Origin of the sequence: Sporolactobacillus vineae DSM 21990 = SL153, assembly GCF_000377985.1 — a bacterium.
Classification (GTDB): Bacteria; Bacillota; Bacilli; order Bacillales; family Sporolactobacillaceae; genus Sporolactobacillus; species Sporolactobacillus vineae.
Genome location: NZ_KB899044.1, coordinates 68,050 through 83,143, shown reverse-complemented (window position 1 = coordinate 83,143; position 15,094 = coordinate 68,050). Strand labels below are relative to the sequence as shown.

The window sequence follows — 15,094 nt, the reverse complement described above, 5'->3', positions numbered from 1 at the left end:
TGCGCCGGACGTTTACAGCCGATAAATCTCACTGTATTTGTTGGTCAGATAGTTAATCAGGTAATCCGGGTTCGGTCCTTCACCCGTTGCGTCGTTCAGAATCTCCAGCGGCTTTTTAAGACTGCCGAAGCGATGAATATGTTCACTCAGCCAGCCGGTCACTTCTGACAACCGGCCGCTGCGAATCAGCCCGTCAACGTCCGGCAGGTCACGCGCCATCGCATGTCTGAACTGTGCGGCATAGACGTAACCGAGTGCATAAGACGGGAAATAACCGAAATCACCGCCGGGCCAGTGAATATCCTGGAGAACACCCTCACGATCGTTTTTCGGCACAATGCCAAGGTATTCTTTCATTTTCTCGTTCCAGACCCCCGGCAAATCCTTGACTGCCAGGTCGCCGTTGAACAATGCCTTTTCAATATCGTAGCGCACCATGATGTGCAGCGGATAGGTCAGCTCATCGGCCAGTGTCCGGATCAGCGACGGATGGGACTGATTAATCGCACGGTAAAAATCGTCAAGCGGCACCGCGTCGAACTGGCCGTCCGCGATTTTTTTCAGTTCGTCATAATGCAGTTCCCAGTATGCTTTGCTGCGGCCGAGAAAGTTTTCGAAGAACAGCGACTGCGACTCATGAATGCCCATCGATGTGCCTTCGCACAGCGGCGTCCCGACAAGATCGCGGGAAATATGCTGTTCATAGAAGGCATGGCCGCCCTCATGGATCGTGCCTAAAACAGTGGACATAAAATCATGTTCCTGAAAGTTTGCCGTTACCCGAACGTCACCGGGATTCAGCGTCGTCTCAAACGGATGCTCGGTTTCATCCAGCCGTCCGGCCTGAAAATCGTAGCCGTTCTCGCGCAGCAGATGCTTGCAGAACGCTTTCTGCCTGTCGGCCGGAATAAAGACATGGAGAAAATCACTTTTCGGCTGATGGGCAGAAGCTGTAACTGCCGCGACGAGCGGTTCGATATGATCGCGCAGCCTGCCGAAGACGTGATCGATCGTTTCAGCGGTCAGGCCCGGTTCATACAGGTCCAGAAGCGCGTCGTATTTATTTGTTTTTACGCCCCAGTAGCCGATAAACTTTCGTTTAAAAGCAACCATTTTTTCCAGATAAGGACGCAGCATGGAGAAGTCGCTTTTCGCTTTGGCTTCGTCCCATACGCTCTGCGCTTCTGACTGAAGAATGACATAAGCCTGATTCTCTTCAGCAGGAATCGTTACATAGTGGTCATACGTTTTCTTGGATTTTTCAACCATCCGTCGGGTCACCGGACTGAGCTGATCCTGAACGTCAGGGTCGGCCAGCTGATCCAGAAAATGTTTCATTTCCCGTGACGTCGACCGTTTGAAGACTTCGTCGGAAAGCGTTCCGACAACTTCGGAGCGCTGCGAAATGCCCTTTTTCGGAGCACCGGTCCGCATGTCCCATCCAGCCAGAGCAATGGCTTCATTAAAATCCATGATCTTTTTGACATATTTTTTGTATGCTTTAACCGTATCGTCCACAGACAATCTGAATCACTCTTTTCTCAGAAGGAATAACTGTTCATTTAATTTATCCTAAAAAACCTGCTTTGTCTATTTTCCATCCCGGGAAGCAATAATCCTGCCGGTTGCTGAAAAGACACAGATTGTTTCTTTTTTTGAGAGCTCTGTGAAAAAATGTTGTTTATTTCCACCTTGTTGTTTGGAGCGGAAGATGTGAGGCTCCTCGGGAACAGCGAGCAGGGAGGCTCACGGATCGCCCGTGGAAAGCGAGCAACTGCAGCGGGAAACAGCAATGAAGCTAAACAGCGTTTTTTCAAAACGTGACAGACTTCGTTCCCGTGATGATCAACGTTTTGTGTTGTCAGTGAATGGATGTTTTCTTCCAAAATATTGATAGTAATCCGTCCGGATGCGGCCGTTATACAGTTTTCTCTTCTTTGAGACTTTGCGGCCGAAGCAGCTTTCAAAATCCGCAAAAGAAGAGATAAAATAAAACGACCAGGTTTCATAGCGCCTGAATAATTCCCCAAGATCCCGGCAGATCTGCTTAATCTGTTCAAGGTCGCCCATTCGCTCACCGTACGGCGGATTGCCGATCATACAGCCATGTTCCTGACTGGTGGTAAAGTCGGCCACCTGCATCTGTTTAAAGTCGATCAGTCCGCTGAATCCGGCTTCCGCCGCATTGTGCTCGGACAGTTCAATCATCTGATGATCGATATCACTGCCGAGAATCATCAGTGACTGCTGGTAATTGGCCAGGTCTTCAACTTCTTCTCTGGCTTTTTCCCATTCTTTCTGGTGGAAAAACGGCCACTGTTCCGATACAAACGACCGGTTGAATCCGGGCGCGATATTCTGACCGATCATCGCCGCTTCAATCGGAAGCGTGCCTGAGCCGCAGAACGGATCGACAAACGGCCGGTCCGGTGTCCAGCGGCTGAGCAGAATCATCGCGCTGGCCAGCGTTTCTTTGAGCGGTGCCTGATTATGTAATTGACGGTACCCTCGCTTATGCAGGCCTTCACCGCTCGTATCGATGGACAGCGTTGCGACATCTTTATCCAGCGCCACCTGAATTTTGAACATCGGTCCGTCTTCAGCAAACCAGTCGGTCGCGTAGTGCTGTTTCATGCTTTCAACAATCGCCTTTTTTACAATTGCCTGACAGTCCGGTACGCTGTGCAGCTGGGATTGATGCGATTTCCCCGTCACCGGGAAAGCCGCATTGGCGGGTAGAAATTCTGCCCAGGGCAATGCCTTAGTCTGTTCAAACAGGCTGTCGAAGGTCATTGCTTTAAATGATCCGATTTTCAGCCGAATGCGGTCGGCGGTTCTGAGCCACAGATTCGTCCGGCTAATATCAATCAATTTTCCAGGGAACGTAATCTTTCCATTTTCAACAGTCAGTTGCTCGTAACCCAGTTTCTTAAGCTCTGAGGCGGCTACGCTTTCCAGACCCATCGCTGTCGTAGCAAACAGCTCAAGTTCATTTTCCATAACTCTGACCTCCCAAATCGGTTCAGACTTCATTGCCTGTCTGACCCGAAGAGTGCGTGCATCAGCTGCATGACAGGTGGATCAACATCAGGTGCAGCCGGCCGGGATAAATGACCCGATAATAAAAAAAGCCCATAAAGGGCTTTTTTTATGCATCATCCATGTTCTGTAAGCCATGTTCTGTACTTTCGCACTCATACGGAGCAAGGCTCCTCGTACAAAAGCGGCAATCATCTATCTACAGATAAAATCTGTCCCTTTTTCCGTTTGGTTCCTTCCAAAGGGTTCCTCTACCAAGTTTGAGTTTCCCGCTCGAGGGGTTTACCACGTTCCATTTCTCCCGTTTCCGGCAGAACTCGTCTCTATGGCACTTTACAGAATACCGGACCATATCCCGAAGGACACAGGTCGTTCTTCCGCCGTTAATCCAGACAAATCCGGACTACCCTGGCTTATGACTTCGCCAGGCACGAACACTACGGTCGTTACAGGCCGTGCGAGCATGGACTTTCCTCTATATTCCCTAAGGAATACAGCGATCACCCGAACACGAACAATGTCACAAGAAGTAATTTTAACCCAGTTTATTAAAAGAGTCAACCCTTATCTGACTCCGGGTTTATTCATCCAGACGATTGCCGAAAACATGCTTTTCCAGATTCGACAGGCGCTTCAGAATATCGTAATTCGTCTGACCGAGATTGTCTGAGTAAGCCTGGCTGCGATGGTCGGCCGTCTCAGCGTTCTGCCCCGCTTTCAATCGTTTGTTCTCTTCCCGAAGACGGAGAATTTCCGCATTAAAAACTTCATAGTCACTGATCACGATATCCAGAAACTGATCGACTTCATCCGGTTGATAGCCGTGAAAAGCCGTCTTAAATTCTTTATGCAGTATATCATTCTTTGTCAGCCGGACTGTTTTCTGTTCTGCCATGTCCTTCATCACCCCAGATTATATCTGTTTCTCATTTTTTCAAATTCAGCCGGTCTTGTCAATCACTTCTGCGCCCAGTAATCCGGATCCTGCTCCCGCAGATCTTCTGAGGCGAGTTCCAGATCATAACGATCGATGAGCGTGACCGGATAATTCTCCCGCTTTGCCCTTTTTCGGGCGGCAGCAAGGTAGTATCGGGGCGACCCTGCCTTTTCTTCATCATAGAGTGCAAGCATACCGTCTGTTTTGGCCACCAGAAAATCGTTCTTCTGGCGCAGCTGCACCGGGCTTTCATACGGACGATTGCTGATGGCTCCGGTAAAATCAGCTTTTTCAAGAACAGACTGATACTGGGTTCGGACCCAGTCCTTGAAACGTTCCTCCTGGCCGAGAAAAGGGACGAGAACGGCCAGTTTCAGCTCCGGATACGTTCGCTTCAGTTTAAGCGTTTCTTCCGCGGCCCATAGCTCCACGCCGGGTTCTCCGCTGATCACCACCCATTTCAGACCGGCATCCGCCATCTCCTGCAAATGGTTCCGCAGGCAGTACCGGATTACCGGAATACCCGGATGATCCGCAGAAAGAATGCCCAGCTCGTAGGGCTTATAGCCGGCAACAAGCAGCGATTCCTGATTCACTGTTTCACTTCCTTTCTTATTCAACATCAGGAAAAAGAAGTTCACCGGTCCGTTCTCGCACAATGACCGTCCGGAATTGAGAAAAATGTCGTTAAATCTTTTAAATAGTAAAAATATCGGCGCTAAAAGGCGATTTATGACCCCTTTTGCGCTTGCCCGGGGAATATTTCTATGCTGACGCGGACTATTTCCAAAGATTCAGCCATTGTTTTCCCTGAGCATTTTCTGATCGAGCCGGTTGAGCCGCTTCAGGCAATCCGACAGCAAGGCTGCTCCGGAATGATCTTCCGCGTTCGCGCGCTCCCTGAGACCGTGAATGGCTCGCTGCGTATAGTGCATGGCACCGGAGTAATCCCGAAACTGATGCTCCATGAGCTTGGCTGCTTCAATAAAGAGCAGATTGTCGGGTTCCTTCTCTTCAGCAATCGCCGACCGGAACAGCGACAGTGCATGCCCATACTTCCCTGCCCGCTTGCACAACTTTGCCAGAAAAATTTTTGACCGGATGCCGTACGCATCGCTGCGCAGGGCCAGCGGTTCAAATAGTGAACGTGCCCGGTCTGCGGCACCAAGCTGCGCAAACCAGCGCCCGATTTGGAAGGATTCGCCTTCATCAGCAGGCAAATCGCCGAGAATCAGACCGGAAAGATGAATATAAAGGGAAATCAGCGACAGAACATCTTCGCGATTATGCTCCAGAATACCGGAAATCAGTCCGGCATCAGGATGTTTCAAAAACTTAAAATAGAGATACGGAGCCATTTTTCCAGGAACATCATCGGTCCTTCCCATCGACAGAATCGCCTTTTCAACCGACTGCAGGCGAACCGAATCCAGTCTGTCTTTCCACAGACGGCGGGAGGCATGCAGGAGATCGAAATGACCGAAAGCCGGTAACCGGGGAACCTGATCGCGGACAAACTGATATCTGGTTTTCACCCGCGGCCAGTCAAATGCCTTCCCGTTAAAAGTAACCAGATTTTTCAGTGAACCGCAGTCTGACAGAAACGCATCATAAAAAGCCACTTCATGCCCCGGACCGGGAAGGAGATACTGTTTCAGCACGACACCATTTCGGTTGACCCGGGCCATACCAATCAGAAAAATCATCTCACCGGCGCCGGCGGACAGGCCTGTAGTTTCCGTATCAAAAAAGAGCAGATCTTCTGCACGCAGTGCTGCCGCGGAAAGGGGATGATTTTTCGGGCCTTCGTGCCAGAGTGCGACCGTACGAAAGAGATCTCCCGGTCGATACGGCCCGATCTTGTGGGTCAGAGAAAGCTGCTCGGAATGAACAAGTACATACTCGTCCTCAAAACGGCGAATTCCCGATTTAAGGGCATTTGCTGCAACAAGAATTTCTGATTCGTTCTCAGTACTGTGATCTTCGGTCTGCCGGTGAATCGGTTGTTTTTCAGCCTGCTGTGCCTGATGCAGCTGCTTTTTATACAGAGCCAGTTTCTGTTTCAGCGACATGGTGCAACCGCTCCCAGCAGATGAAGCAAAGCCTGTTTTGCAGCACGTCCTTCGCTGACAAAGCCGATGCAAGACGGACAGCCGGATTCGCAGTCGCAGGCCGCCGCCATTTCTCTCGCCTTGCGGAGCAGATCCGGCATCGCCTCATATAATTTCTTACTCAGCCCGATCCCGCCAGGATATTTATCGTAGATGAAAAGGGTCGGGAGCTCATTATGGGTAGCCTTGATTCTCGGGACCACCGATAAATCCGACTGATCGCAGAGGACAAAGAGCGGCGCCGCATGCCGGAGCAGATGGCTCAGCCCGGCGAGCACGCCCTGAAAAACATCCTTGCCGAAACGATTGGTCCAGGCCTCTGAAAAGCTGATCCAGGTCCCGTTCGTATGCATCTCCATCTCCGGAAGATGAATATGCCCCCAGCCGATGTTTTCCATCGTTTCAAATCGAATTTTCTTAAAAACAGTCGGCAGTGCACGGACGGAAACATCGCCGAACGACTGATCCGCGTCCAGCCCCTGCAGCGGTTTTTTCTCGTCCGTCTCCAGAACGTCCATCTGTACCGCCAGATCAGAGTCCGTGTAGTAGTTGACGTTGACCTTGCGGATATAAGCCTTCCGCTCGTCGAGGTCCAGCTGATCAACATGATACTGAACGCCCTGGTGAATATAGATGGCGTCTTCATAGAGCATGGTCATTGCGCCGAACCGGTCCATTTCACCAATAACCCGGGCATGACCGCGGTCCGTCACATCGACAATCGCAAATGAATCCTGAACAGCCGAGCGAAGACTGATCTCATTGGCCGGAAATGCATCGTTCATCCAGTACCATTTACCAGCCTGAAAGTGAAGCAGATCCTCATCGGCAAGAAATTCACACAGGTCGTCGGCCGGCTGACCGCCAAATTTCTCACCCTTCTTAAAGGGCAGCTCATAGGCCGAACATTTGATGTGGTCGGCAAGAATCATCAGATTATCCGGGTTGATTCTGACGTCTTCAGGGTTCCGCGAGAAGAAGTAATCCGGATGCGTCGCCATGTACTGATCAAGCGGATTGGAGGACGCAACCATAATAATAATTGCATCCCCCTGACGTCTTCCGGCGCGCCCCGCCTGCTGCCAGACGCTCGCCATATTTCCAGGATAGCCGGTCATGATGCAGACGCGCAGCTGGCCGATGTCGACGCCCAGTTCCAGTGCATTGGTACTGACCACGCCCATGATATCGCCGTTTCTCAGGCCGCGCTCAATGCGTCTGCGTTCCAGAGGAAGATAGCCGCCGCGATAGGCACAGATTTTCGCTTTCTCGTCACGTCCGCTGTTGATTTCCTGGAGGTGGCTGACCAGCAGCTCGACCTTCAATTTGCTTCGGGCAAACACAATCGTCTGAATCCGGTTCTTCAGAAAGCGTGCTGCAATTGTTTTCACGGCGATCATCTCGTCCTCACGCACATTCAGTTGTTTATTAACCACCGGGGGATTATAGAACAGAAAATGTTTGCGGACTGCCGGTGCGCCATTCCGGTTGATCAGGGTCATTTTACGTCCCGTAAGAGCTTCCGCATGTTCCCGGGGATTCCGGATTGTCGCTGACGTGCAGATAAACTGCGGATGGCTCCCGTAATAGCTGCAGATCCGTTCCAGCCTTCGGATCACGTTGGCCACATGGCTGCCGAACACCCCCCGGTAGACATGAAGTTCATCGATCACGATAAACTTAAGATTTTCAAAAAATGAAACCCACTTCGTATGATGGGGAAGGATCGATGAATGGAGCATGTCGGGATTGGTCATGACAATCTGCCCGGCACGACGGATCGACTGCCGGATTGTGCCGGAGGTATCGCCGTCATATGTATAACTTTTTAACGGCACGCCGATTTCCTGAATCAGCTGTTCCATTTCATTCTTCTGATCCTGAGCCAGTGCCTTCGTCGGGAAGAAATACAGTGCCCTTGAAGTCGGGTCGTCAAGCAAATGCTGCAATACGGGGAGGTTATAACACAACGTTTTTCCGGAAGCTGTCGGCGTCACGAGCACAACATCTTTGCCGGCCATGACTGATTGAAAGGCGTCGGCCTGGTGACTATATAAAGCATTGATGCCGCGATGGTTCAGCGCCCGGCAGATACGGCTGTCGAGACTTTCGGGAAACGGTACGGACACCGCCTCGCGACCGGGTACCGTATGCCAGTGAACCACATTCGGATCCCTTTTCAGATCGCTCAGAAGCTCATCCATCGATTGCCGTGCTTTCATTATGACCCCTCCCTCTTGTGTTCTCTGAACATGATCGTCATTTCCGTCACTTCACGGATCGGCGTAGAGATTATGAGCATCCCGCGTCATGATCGAACTCGTTTTTCATCTCATAATTATAACATATCGAATACACGTTCGCTATATTCTGTTCGTTGGTGATCCTAAAATAAGGTTAGAAACGAATGACTGGGGGAAGTAAAATGACGACATTGAATCAGCTGATCGCTGCTGATGATACTCTGGCTGTACTGACCGGTGCGGGTGTCAGTGTTCCGTCGGGGATTCCGCCTTTCCGCGGCGCAAACGGGCTTTACAAGAATGCCGACGTTGAGCGCTGCCTGAATATCGCGTATCTGCACAGTCACCCGAAAGATTTCTGGACCTTTTACTGGAATTTATTCGACGCGGATCTTCTGCTCTCTGCCCGGCCGAATCCGGTTCATCTCTGGATTAAAGATCTTGAAAAGCACCATAAAGTGACCGTGATGACGCAGAACATCGACGGGCTGCATCGCCAGGCCGGCAGTTCGCATGTCATTGAAATTCACGGTTCGTTCGCCAGGACGGTTTGTCCGCGCTGCGGCAAAGTCTACAGCACGGCATCAATCCGTGATCAGGCCTTTCCCCGCTGCTCCTCCGAAACAGACAAAGGGAGCATCTGCGGTGCCGTTCTGAAACCGGACATCGTTCTGTTCGGCGAAGCCGTGCGCGGTTTTGAGGAAGCCGAACAGGCTGTGCGCAGGGCCAGCCGGCTGATCGTGCTGGGTTCATCGCTTGCCGTAACACCGGCAAACAGGCTCCCGTTATACGCAAAAATGCAAGGCGTTCCGACCTTGCTGATCAATGACCGGAAAGCTTTGCAGATGGATTGTATCGATTCTTTTGTCAAAACCGACTTCAACCATTTTGATCCGGATGCTGCCCTGAACTGACCAGGGTTTCAGACCGGATTGCTGCGCTGCAGCAGGTCAATGAAGTCATTCACGTCGGTCCAGTAATAATCCGGACCGGCCGGGTAGGAACCGGACTGAGACATCGGGAACCACTGTACCGCAGCGGTATGGATCCCGGCCGCTTTCCCGGCGAGAATATCGTTGTTGCTGTCGCCAATGTAAATCGCTGTTTCCTTGTTTGCGTGAAAATGATCCAGCATTTTCAGAATCCCTTGCGGATCGGGCTTCGGCACCGTGACGTCGTCTCCGGTTATCACGCTCTGGAAAAAGCCTTCGAAGCCGAGCAGTTTTTCCGAAATCGTGTAGGCGCGCCGGCTCTTGCCTGTAATCAGACCGACCTGGATCTGTCTGCGCTTCAGCGCTTTTAGAAGACGGAGAATAGCCGGATGATCCCCGACATATTTTTTATGTTCATTTGTATAGATCTGATAGTAAAATTCGATGGCTTCCGGAACGGCGTCCTGATCGCGCAAATTTTTGCGGATCATCGCGTCGTCGGTCGGACCGAACATCGAGATGATCCCTTCCGTATCGATCGAACGATGATCATATTTTTTGAAAACCGATTTGAAGCCGTGGATGCACAAGGGCAGCGTGTTGGCCACGGTGCCGTCAAAATCAAAAAGTACGGTTTTGAATTCCATTGTCTCTCCCCCAGACCATGATTTCTTTTTCTATTGTATCATCAATCCGTTTTTGAAGTCTTCTGAGCCTCATCATTCAGCTGCGTTTTCAGCTTCGCAAATTCGGTGACAGGCAGATGGCAGATAAAATTTTGACAGAAGAAGTACGTCGTCCTTCCGGCAATCGGTGAGTAGATCCCGATGTTTTCATTGAACGCGGAAAGCCGGCAGGGGTCTCCGGCATACAAGGCTAGTCCCGGCAGATAAGGAAGATCAGAGGACCTGAGTTCGGCCACTGCGGCCTCCCCTTTCGCTCCCTGCAGAGCAACCAGCTCACTGGGACCGGAGAGCCGGAGCATCAGTGCAGAGAGCATAAATGTATAGCCGGCAGGATATTCGGAAACCTCATCGGCAAAGGCGGCGAATGCCTGATCCGCGTAATGGATATAGTTTTGATCACCCGTTCTTTCCGAGAGTCTGAGCAGTGCAAGGACAGCAGCACTGTTTCCCGAGGGCACCGCGCTGTCGTAAGCCTCCTTGTTGCGGATAATCAGCGTTGACTGCGGCTCTTCCATGAAAAATCCGCCGTGCTCCCGGTCCATGAACCGGCCGGTCATCCGGTCGCCCCAGACCTTCATCTTCTCCAGATACGTCAAGTCGAAGGTCGCCTCATACATCGCCTCACAAGCCAGAGTTAAAAAAGCGTAATCATCCAGATAGGCTGAAAATCTGGCCTCTTCGTCCCTGTACCTGGCAAGCAGTGTGCTGTCCTGAACTAAGTGTGTGTCAATAAAATGAAAGCAAGATTTCGCTAAGTTAACATAATGTTTGTTATGTAACACCCTTCCTGCTTCAGCAAGTACCGCGATCATCAAGGCATTCCATGAGGTCAGAATCTTATCATCCTTAAATGGATGGACACGTTTCTGTCTCGCGGCAAATAGTTTATGCCGGGAAGCAGCGAGCTGCTGATTCAGGGCCGGCAGTGACAGATGATTTGCTTCAGCAATACGGCCGAGGTCACTTCCGCTCAGATGCGGAATGCTTTGTCCGTGAAAATTTCCGGCGTCTGTAATGTGATACACCTCGCAGAAAAGGCCCGCATCCGCTCCCAGCACGGCACGGACTTCACCGGGATTCCAGAGATAGTATTTGCCCTCTTCACCCTCGGAATCCGCATCTTCACTACAGTAGAAGCCGCCGGCAGGACTCAGCAAATCACGTTCGCAGTAGTCGAAGATCGTCGCGACAACATCTCTGAACGCGGCCTCTCCGGTTGCCTGATACGCCTCGGTAAACGCCGCTGCCAGCATCGCCTGATCATACAGCATTTTCTCAAAATGCGGCACCTGCCACTGCCTGTCCGTTGCGTAGCGGCAAAATCCACCGCCAATATGATCACGAATCCCGCCTTCTGCCAGAGCGCGCAGCGTTCGGACAGCCATATCCATTGCCTGCTTCTTTCCGGTCAGCGAACCAAAACGAAGCAGGAAGATCAACTGATGAGGTGCAGGAAACTTCGGTGCATCGCCGAAACCACCGAACCGAGGATCAAAATTTTCGGACAGCGCTTCGTATGCCTTACGCACTGTCTCATCTGTCAGTTTCCGCCCGCTTCTGCTCTGCTTCGCCAGAGCTGTCATAATCTGCGATCCAATCGCAGCGATTTTATCCGGATTCTGATCATACTGCTTTTTAAGCTCCCGGAGCACATCCTTGAAGGCGGGATGCCCATAAGCTGCATGGAGGGGAAAATACGTACCTGCGTAAAAGGGCGTCTGATCCGGCGTCAGAAAGACATTCAACGGCCATCCTCCCTGTCCCGTCAGCGTCTGACAGACCTTCATATAAACGGCGTCAATATCCGGCCGTTCTTCACGGTCCACCTTGATGGATACATAATTTTCGTTTAAGAGTGCCGCCGTTTCCTGATCCTCAAATGATTCGCCGGCCATCACGTGACACCAGTGACAAGCAGAATAGCCGATGCTGACGAGTACCGGTTTTCCCTCCCGTTTTGCTTTCTGAAAAGCGGCGGGCGTCCACGGAAGCCAGTTTACCGGATTTGTGGCATGTTGCAATAAGTAAGGCGATTTTTCCTTGATGAGCCAGTTATATTTTGCACTGAATCGATCTTTCATTTTTAATACGTCCTTTTTTTGTTTGACCTTATTATAACCGAACGCATCAGCGAACAGACAAAAAAGACGCCGCCAGGCTGCGGCGCCGGATATCATTTTCATCAGTTTAGAAGTCAATCTTCCATGGTCGACAGGTCTCCCGTGGGTAGGTTCAGTTCCCAGGCTTTCAGTACACGGCGCATGATCTTGCCGCTGCGTGTCTTCGGTAATTTTTCAAGAAAATCGATCTTTTTCGGAGCGGCATGCGCGGCCAGACCGTTTTTCACAAAGTGATGGATCTCATATTTCAGACTTTCGGTTGCGGTAAAGCCCTCTCTCAATGAGATAAAAGCTTTAATGATTTCACCGCGGACAGGATCCGGGATACCGATGACCCCGGCTTCCGACACGGCAGGATGCTCCACCAGCTTGCTCTCGACTTCGAAGGGGCCGATTCGTTCACCGCTGGTCATAATGACATCATCCACCCGTCCCTGGAACCAAAAATAGCCGTCTTCGTCCATGTACGCCGAATCGCCCGATACATACCAGCCGTTTGGCGTAAAGTAGGAATTAAATTTTTCCGGATTATTCCAGATCGTGTGCATCATCGACGGCCAGCCTTTTTTAATCGCCAGGTTTCCCATTGTATTCGGCGGGAGTTCATGCCCGGAATTGTCGACAATAGCCGCCGTGATTCCAGGCAGCGGTTTGCCCATCGAACCCGCTTTAATCGTCATGCTCGGGACATTGCAGATTAGCTGCGCTCCTGTCTCGGTCATCCACCATGTATCATGAATCCGCTTATGGTACACTTCCCAGCCCCACTTCACGACTTCCGGATTGAGCGGTTCACCGACACTGAGTACATGCCGCAGACTGGACAGATCGTGTTGATCCGCCAGTGCTTTGCCTGCACCCATCAGCATCCGGAAAGCGGTCGGAGCGCTGTACCAGACCGTCACCTGATATTTTTCAATCGTTTCATACCAGTCCTGAGGGCTGAAACGGCCGCCGCGGACGACATTGGCTGCACCGTTCAGCCACGGGGCAAAAATGCCGTAAGAAGTTCCGGTCACCCACCCGGGGTCAGCCGTGCACCAATAGATGTCGTCTTTTTTCAGATCGAGCACCCATCGCCCGGTCTGCGCATGCTGCACCATCGCGTAATGAACATGAAGTACGCCTTTTGGTTTCCCTGTTGAACCTGAGGTATAATGCAGGATCAGTCCGTCATCTTTATCCATCCATTCGATCGGGAACGTCGGTTCTGCACGATCCATGGCCTTTTGATAGTCAATAAAGTAGCCGTCATCCTGCACCGTATCGCCGACAAGAATGATTTTTTTCAGATTTGGGAGTTCGGTATACGGAACACGGGAGAGCAGTTCAGGCGTGGTGCACAGAACGCTTGCCCCGCTGTCCTCCAGACGGTCTCTGACCGCTCCTTCCATAAAAGCTTCGAACAGCGGCCCGACAATCGCCCCGGCCTTGATCACGCCCAGAAACAAAATGTAGAGTTCGGGCGAACGCGGCATAAAGATGAATACCCGGTCGCCCTTTTCAACTCCGGCGTCATTTTTCAAAATATTGGCCGCCTGATTGGTGAGTCTTTTCAATTGATTGAATGTGTACGTTTCATCCCTCACCTGGTCCGAATAATACAGTGCCGTCTGTTCTCCTCTGCCATGCTCGGCATGCCGGTCAATGGCTTCATAAGCAAGGTTCATTTTCCCCGTCTTTTTCCAACTGAAAAAGTTCTCCGCCTGTTTCCATTGAAAGGACTTTCTGAGCTTCTCGATATTGTCCAGATCATGTGTTCCGTGTTCGGCCGGTAACAGCAATTGTTCCTGCATTGAGATTCCTCCAGTCGAATAAAATGTCACAGAATGTTCACATTAAAGCGCTTACATCATTATATGCCGGTTCTTTGGAAGAATCAAAACAATTGCTCCGGACCAACACAATTTTTTCTGAGAACAAAGAATTTTTAAAATGCAAGGAAAAGACGCCGTTCACGCCTTCTTTTCGGCCTCTTTACGACTCAGGAACCGGAGCATCAGCTGATTGACTTTCGCGGGTTGTTCGAAGGGGAGTCCATGACCGGTATTACTGATCAGATGTGTTTCAATCATGGGGAGTGCACTTTCGGCGCGCTTAATGGCTTTTTCCGGAGCATACTGGATGTCCCTGTCGCCAATCAGGAGCAGTACCGGTTGCTGAATGCGGCCCAGCTCTCTGACGCTCAGACGCGAAGGGAAAAGCCGGGTCCGCGGCAACGCGTTTTGCATCGCTGTGATAAACTGGTCACTCAGCAGCCTGTTCACGGTCTGCCCCGCCCCGGTCATATAACGGACCAGATTGTCCAGTCTGCGGGTCGACGGCAAAAGTCCGGCAAGCAGGCATTTGTAAAAGAATCGGATACTTTGCCGCCGGAAGGATCCGGCGGGACTGATTGCAATCACCTTGCTGATCGATTCCGGGGCATAGCTTGCCAGAACAAGGGCAACAAATCCCCCGAAGGAATGACCGCCAATATGCGTTCGCCGGATCTCAAAATGATCGAGCAGTTCACGAAACCATTGCGCGCAGTCTTCTTTCGACCGGACCGGCCGGGATGCCGTACTCCGGTTAATGTCGCCGACAAAGTCAACCGCATACACCCGGTACATTTCGCTCAGCGCCGGGATATTGTCGATCCAGCTTGCCGAACTGAAAGCAAATCCGTGAAAAAGAAACAGAGGTTCTGAATGTTCCTTTCCCGCAACAAGAATATGCGTTTTCCCAAAGGACGTGATCACAAATTCAGAATCGAAGGGAATGTTCCAGGCCTGAAGGGTCCGGTCGTAGGCTGCAAGAAACTTTCTCTCTGCATCTTTCGTGTTCCGATAAACCGAGGTCATCTTTTGAACGCCTCCTGTGCTGCCTTTACAGGCTGGGATCCGTTGCCGTCATTGGCATCAGGCAATCGGATCTTGCCATCTTCTAACAATGTATACGATTTCACGCGAAACAGCAATAAATCCAGCCATGTGCCGCTCCGTTCTGAGAAAATAGAAAGGCGGATCAAGTGCAAACAGCAGCCC

11 protein-coding genes and 1 other RNA gene are annotated in these 15,094 nt (G+C 51.2%); 1 reads left to right on the top strand and 11 read right to left on the bottom strand.

All coding sequences use genetic code 11. The annotated features are described in order from the left end of the window. Positions 1–12: 12 nt before the first annotated feature. From D889_RS0104670 to D889_RS0104640, 7 genes are all read right to left on the bottom strand, one after another. Positions 13–1,524, bottom strand: a complete 1,512-nt coding sequence (locus D889_RS0104670; protein ID WP_010631209.1) for a carboxypeptidase M32 — start codon at positions 1,522–1,524, stop codon at positions 13–15. 321 nt (positions 1,525–1,845) lie between these two features. Continuing rightward, on the bottom strand, positions 1,846–3,000 hold the full coding sequence (locus D889_RS0104665; protein ID WP_010631210.1) for a THUMP domain-containing class I SAM-dependent RNA methyltransferase: 1,155 nt from the start codon (positions 2,998–3,000) through the stop codon (positions 1,846–1,848). A gap of 164 nt (positions 3,001–3,164) precedes the next feature. Next, an RNA gene (gene rnpB, locus D889_RS15365) (RNase P RNA component class B) lies at positions 3,165–3,551 on the bottom strand. 68 nt (positions 3,552–3,619) lie between these two features. Further along, on the bottom strand, positions 3,620–3,934 hold the full coding sequence (gpsB, locus tag D889_RS0104655; protein WP_010631211.1) for a cell division regulator GpsB: 315 nt from the start codon (positions 3,932–3,934) through the stop codon (positions 3,620–3,622). 62 nt (positions 3,935–3,996) lie between these two features. Beyond that, positions 3,997–4,572 carry an SLOG family protein gene (locus tag D889_RS0104650; protein WP_033403888.1) on the bottom strand — a complete coding sequence of 192 codons (576 nt, stop codon included), beginning with the start codon at positions 4,570–4,572 and terminating at the stop codon, positions 3,997–3,999. A 198-nt stretch (positions 4,573–4,770) separates the two neighbouring features. Further along, complete coding sequence (locus D889_RS0104645) at positions 4,771–6,048, bottom strand: ribonuclease H-like domain-containing protein (RefSeq protein ID WP_010631213.1); 1,278 nt, start codon at positions 6,046–6,048, stop codon at positions 4,771–4,773. After that, positions 6,039–8,309, bottom strand: coding sequence for a DEAD/DEAH box helicase (locus D889_RS0104640; protein ID WP_010631214.1), 2,271 nt, complete (start codon positions 8,307–8,309; stop codon positions 6,039–6,041). The genes D889_RS0104645 and D889_RS0104640 overlap by 10 nt, the downstream gene beginning before the upstream one ends. A gap of 203 nt (positions 8,310–8,512) precedes the next feature. On the opposite strand from D889_RS0104640, the gene D889_RS0104635 reads away from it, so the two are divergent. After that, entirely contained in the window at positions 8,513–9,244 is a 732-nt protein-coding gene (locus tag D889_RS0104635; protein ID WP_010631215.1) for an SIR2 family NAD-dependent protein deacylase, read from the top strand. Positions 9,245–9,252: 8 nt separating this feature from the next. On the opposite strand, the gene D889_RS0104630 is transcribed toward D889_RS0104635, so the two are convergent. From D889_RS0104630 to D889_RS0104610, 4 genes are all read right to left on the bottom strand, one after another. Beyond that, positions 9,253–9,909, bottom strand: coding sequence for an HAD family hydrolase (locus tag D889_RS0104630; protein WP_010631216.1), 657 nt, complete (start codon positions 9,907–9,909; stop codon positions 9,253–9,255). A gap of 41 nt (positions 9,910–9,950) precedes the next feature. Continuing rightward, complete coding sequence (locus D889_RS0104625) at positions 9,951–12,029, bottom strand: thioredoxin domain-containing protein (RefSeq protein WP_026039034.1); 2,079 nt, start codon at positions 12,027–12,029, stop codon at positions 9,951–9,953. Positions 12,030–12,142: 113 nt separating this feature from the next. Then, positions 12,143–13,864, bottom strand: coding sequence for an acetate--CoA ligase (acsA, locus tag D889_RS0104620; protein WP_010631218.1), 1,722 nt, complete (start codon positions 13,862–13,864; stop codon positions 12,143–12,145). A 159-nt stretch (positions 13,865–14,023) separates the two neighbouring features. After that, positions 14,024–14,911: an alpha/beta fold hydrolase gene (locus D889_RS0104610; protein WP_010631219.1), complete on the bottom strand. Its 888-nt coding sequence runs from the start codon at positions 14,909–14,911 to the stop codon at positions 14,024–14,026. Positions 14,912–15,094 lie beyond the last annotated feature (183 nt).

Bases quoted from the DNA above. Each gene is read 5' to 3' on its own strand.
- D889_RS0104635 (WP_010631215.1), top strand. From the start codon at position 8,513: ATGACGACATTGAATCAGCTGATCGCTGCTGATGATACTCTGGCTGTA.
- gpsB (WP_010631211.1), bottom strand. From the start codon at position 3,934: ATGGCAGAACAGAAAACAGTCCGGCTGACAAAGAATGATATACTGCAT.
- D889_RS0104625 (WP_026039034.1), bottom strand. From the start codon at position 12,029: ATGAAAGATCGATTCAGTGCAAAATATAACTGGCTCATCAAGGAAAAA.
- D889_RS0104610 (WP_010631219.1), bottom strand. From the start codon at position 14,911: ATGACCTCGGTTTATCGGAACACGAAAGATGCAGAGAGAAAGTTTCTT.
- acsA (WP_010631218.1), bottom strand. From the start codon at position 13,864: ATGCAGGAACAATTGCTGTTACCGGCCGAACACGGAACACATGATCTG.
- D889_RS0104665 (WP_010631210.1), bottom strand. From the start codon at position 3,000: ATGGAAAATGAACTTGAGCTGTTTGCTACGACAGCGATGGGTCTGGAA.
- D889_RS0104640 (WP_010631214.1), bottom strand. From the start codon at position 8,309: ATGAAAGCACGGCAATCGATGGATGAGCTTCTGAGCGATCTGAAAAGG.
- D889_RS0104630 (WP_010631216.1), bottom strand. From the start codon at position 9,909: ATGGAATTCAAAACCGTACTTTTTGATTTTGACGGCACCGTGGCCAAC.
- D889_RS0104645 (WP_010631213.1), bottom strand. From the start codon at position 6,048: ATGTCGCTGAAACAGAAACTGGCTCTGTATAAAAAGCAGCTGCATCAG.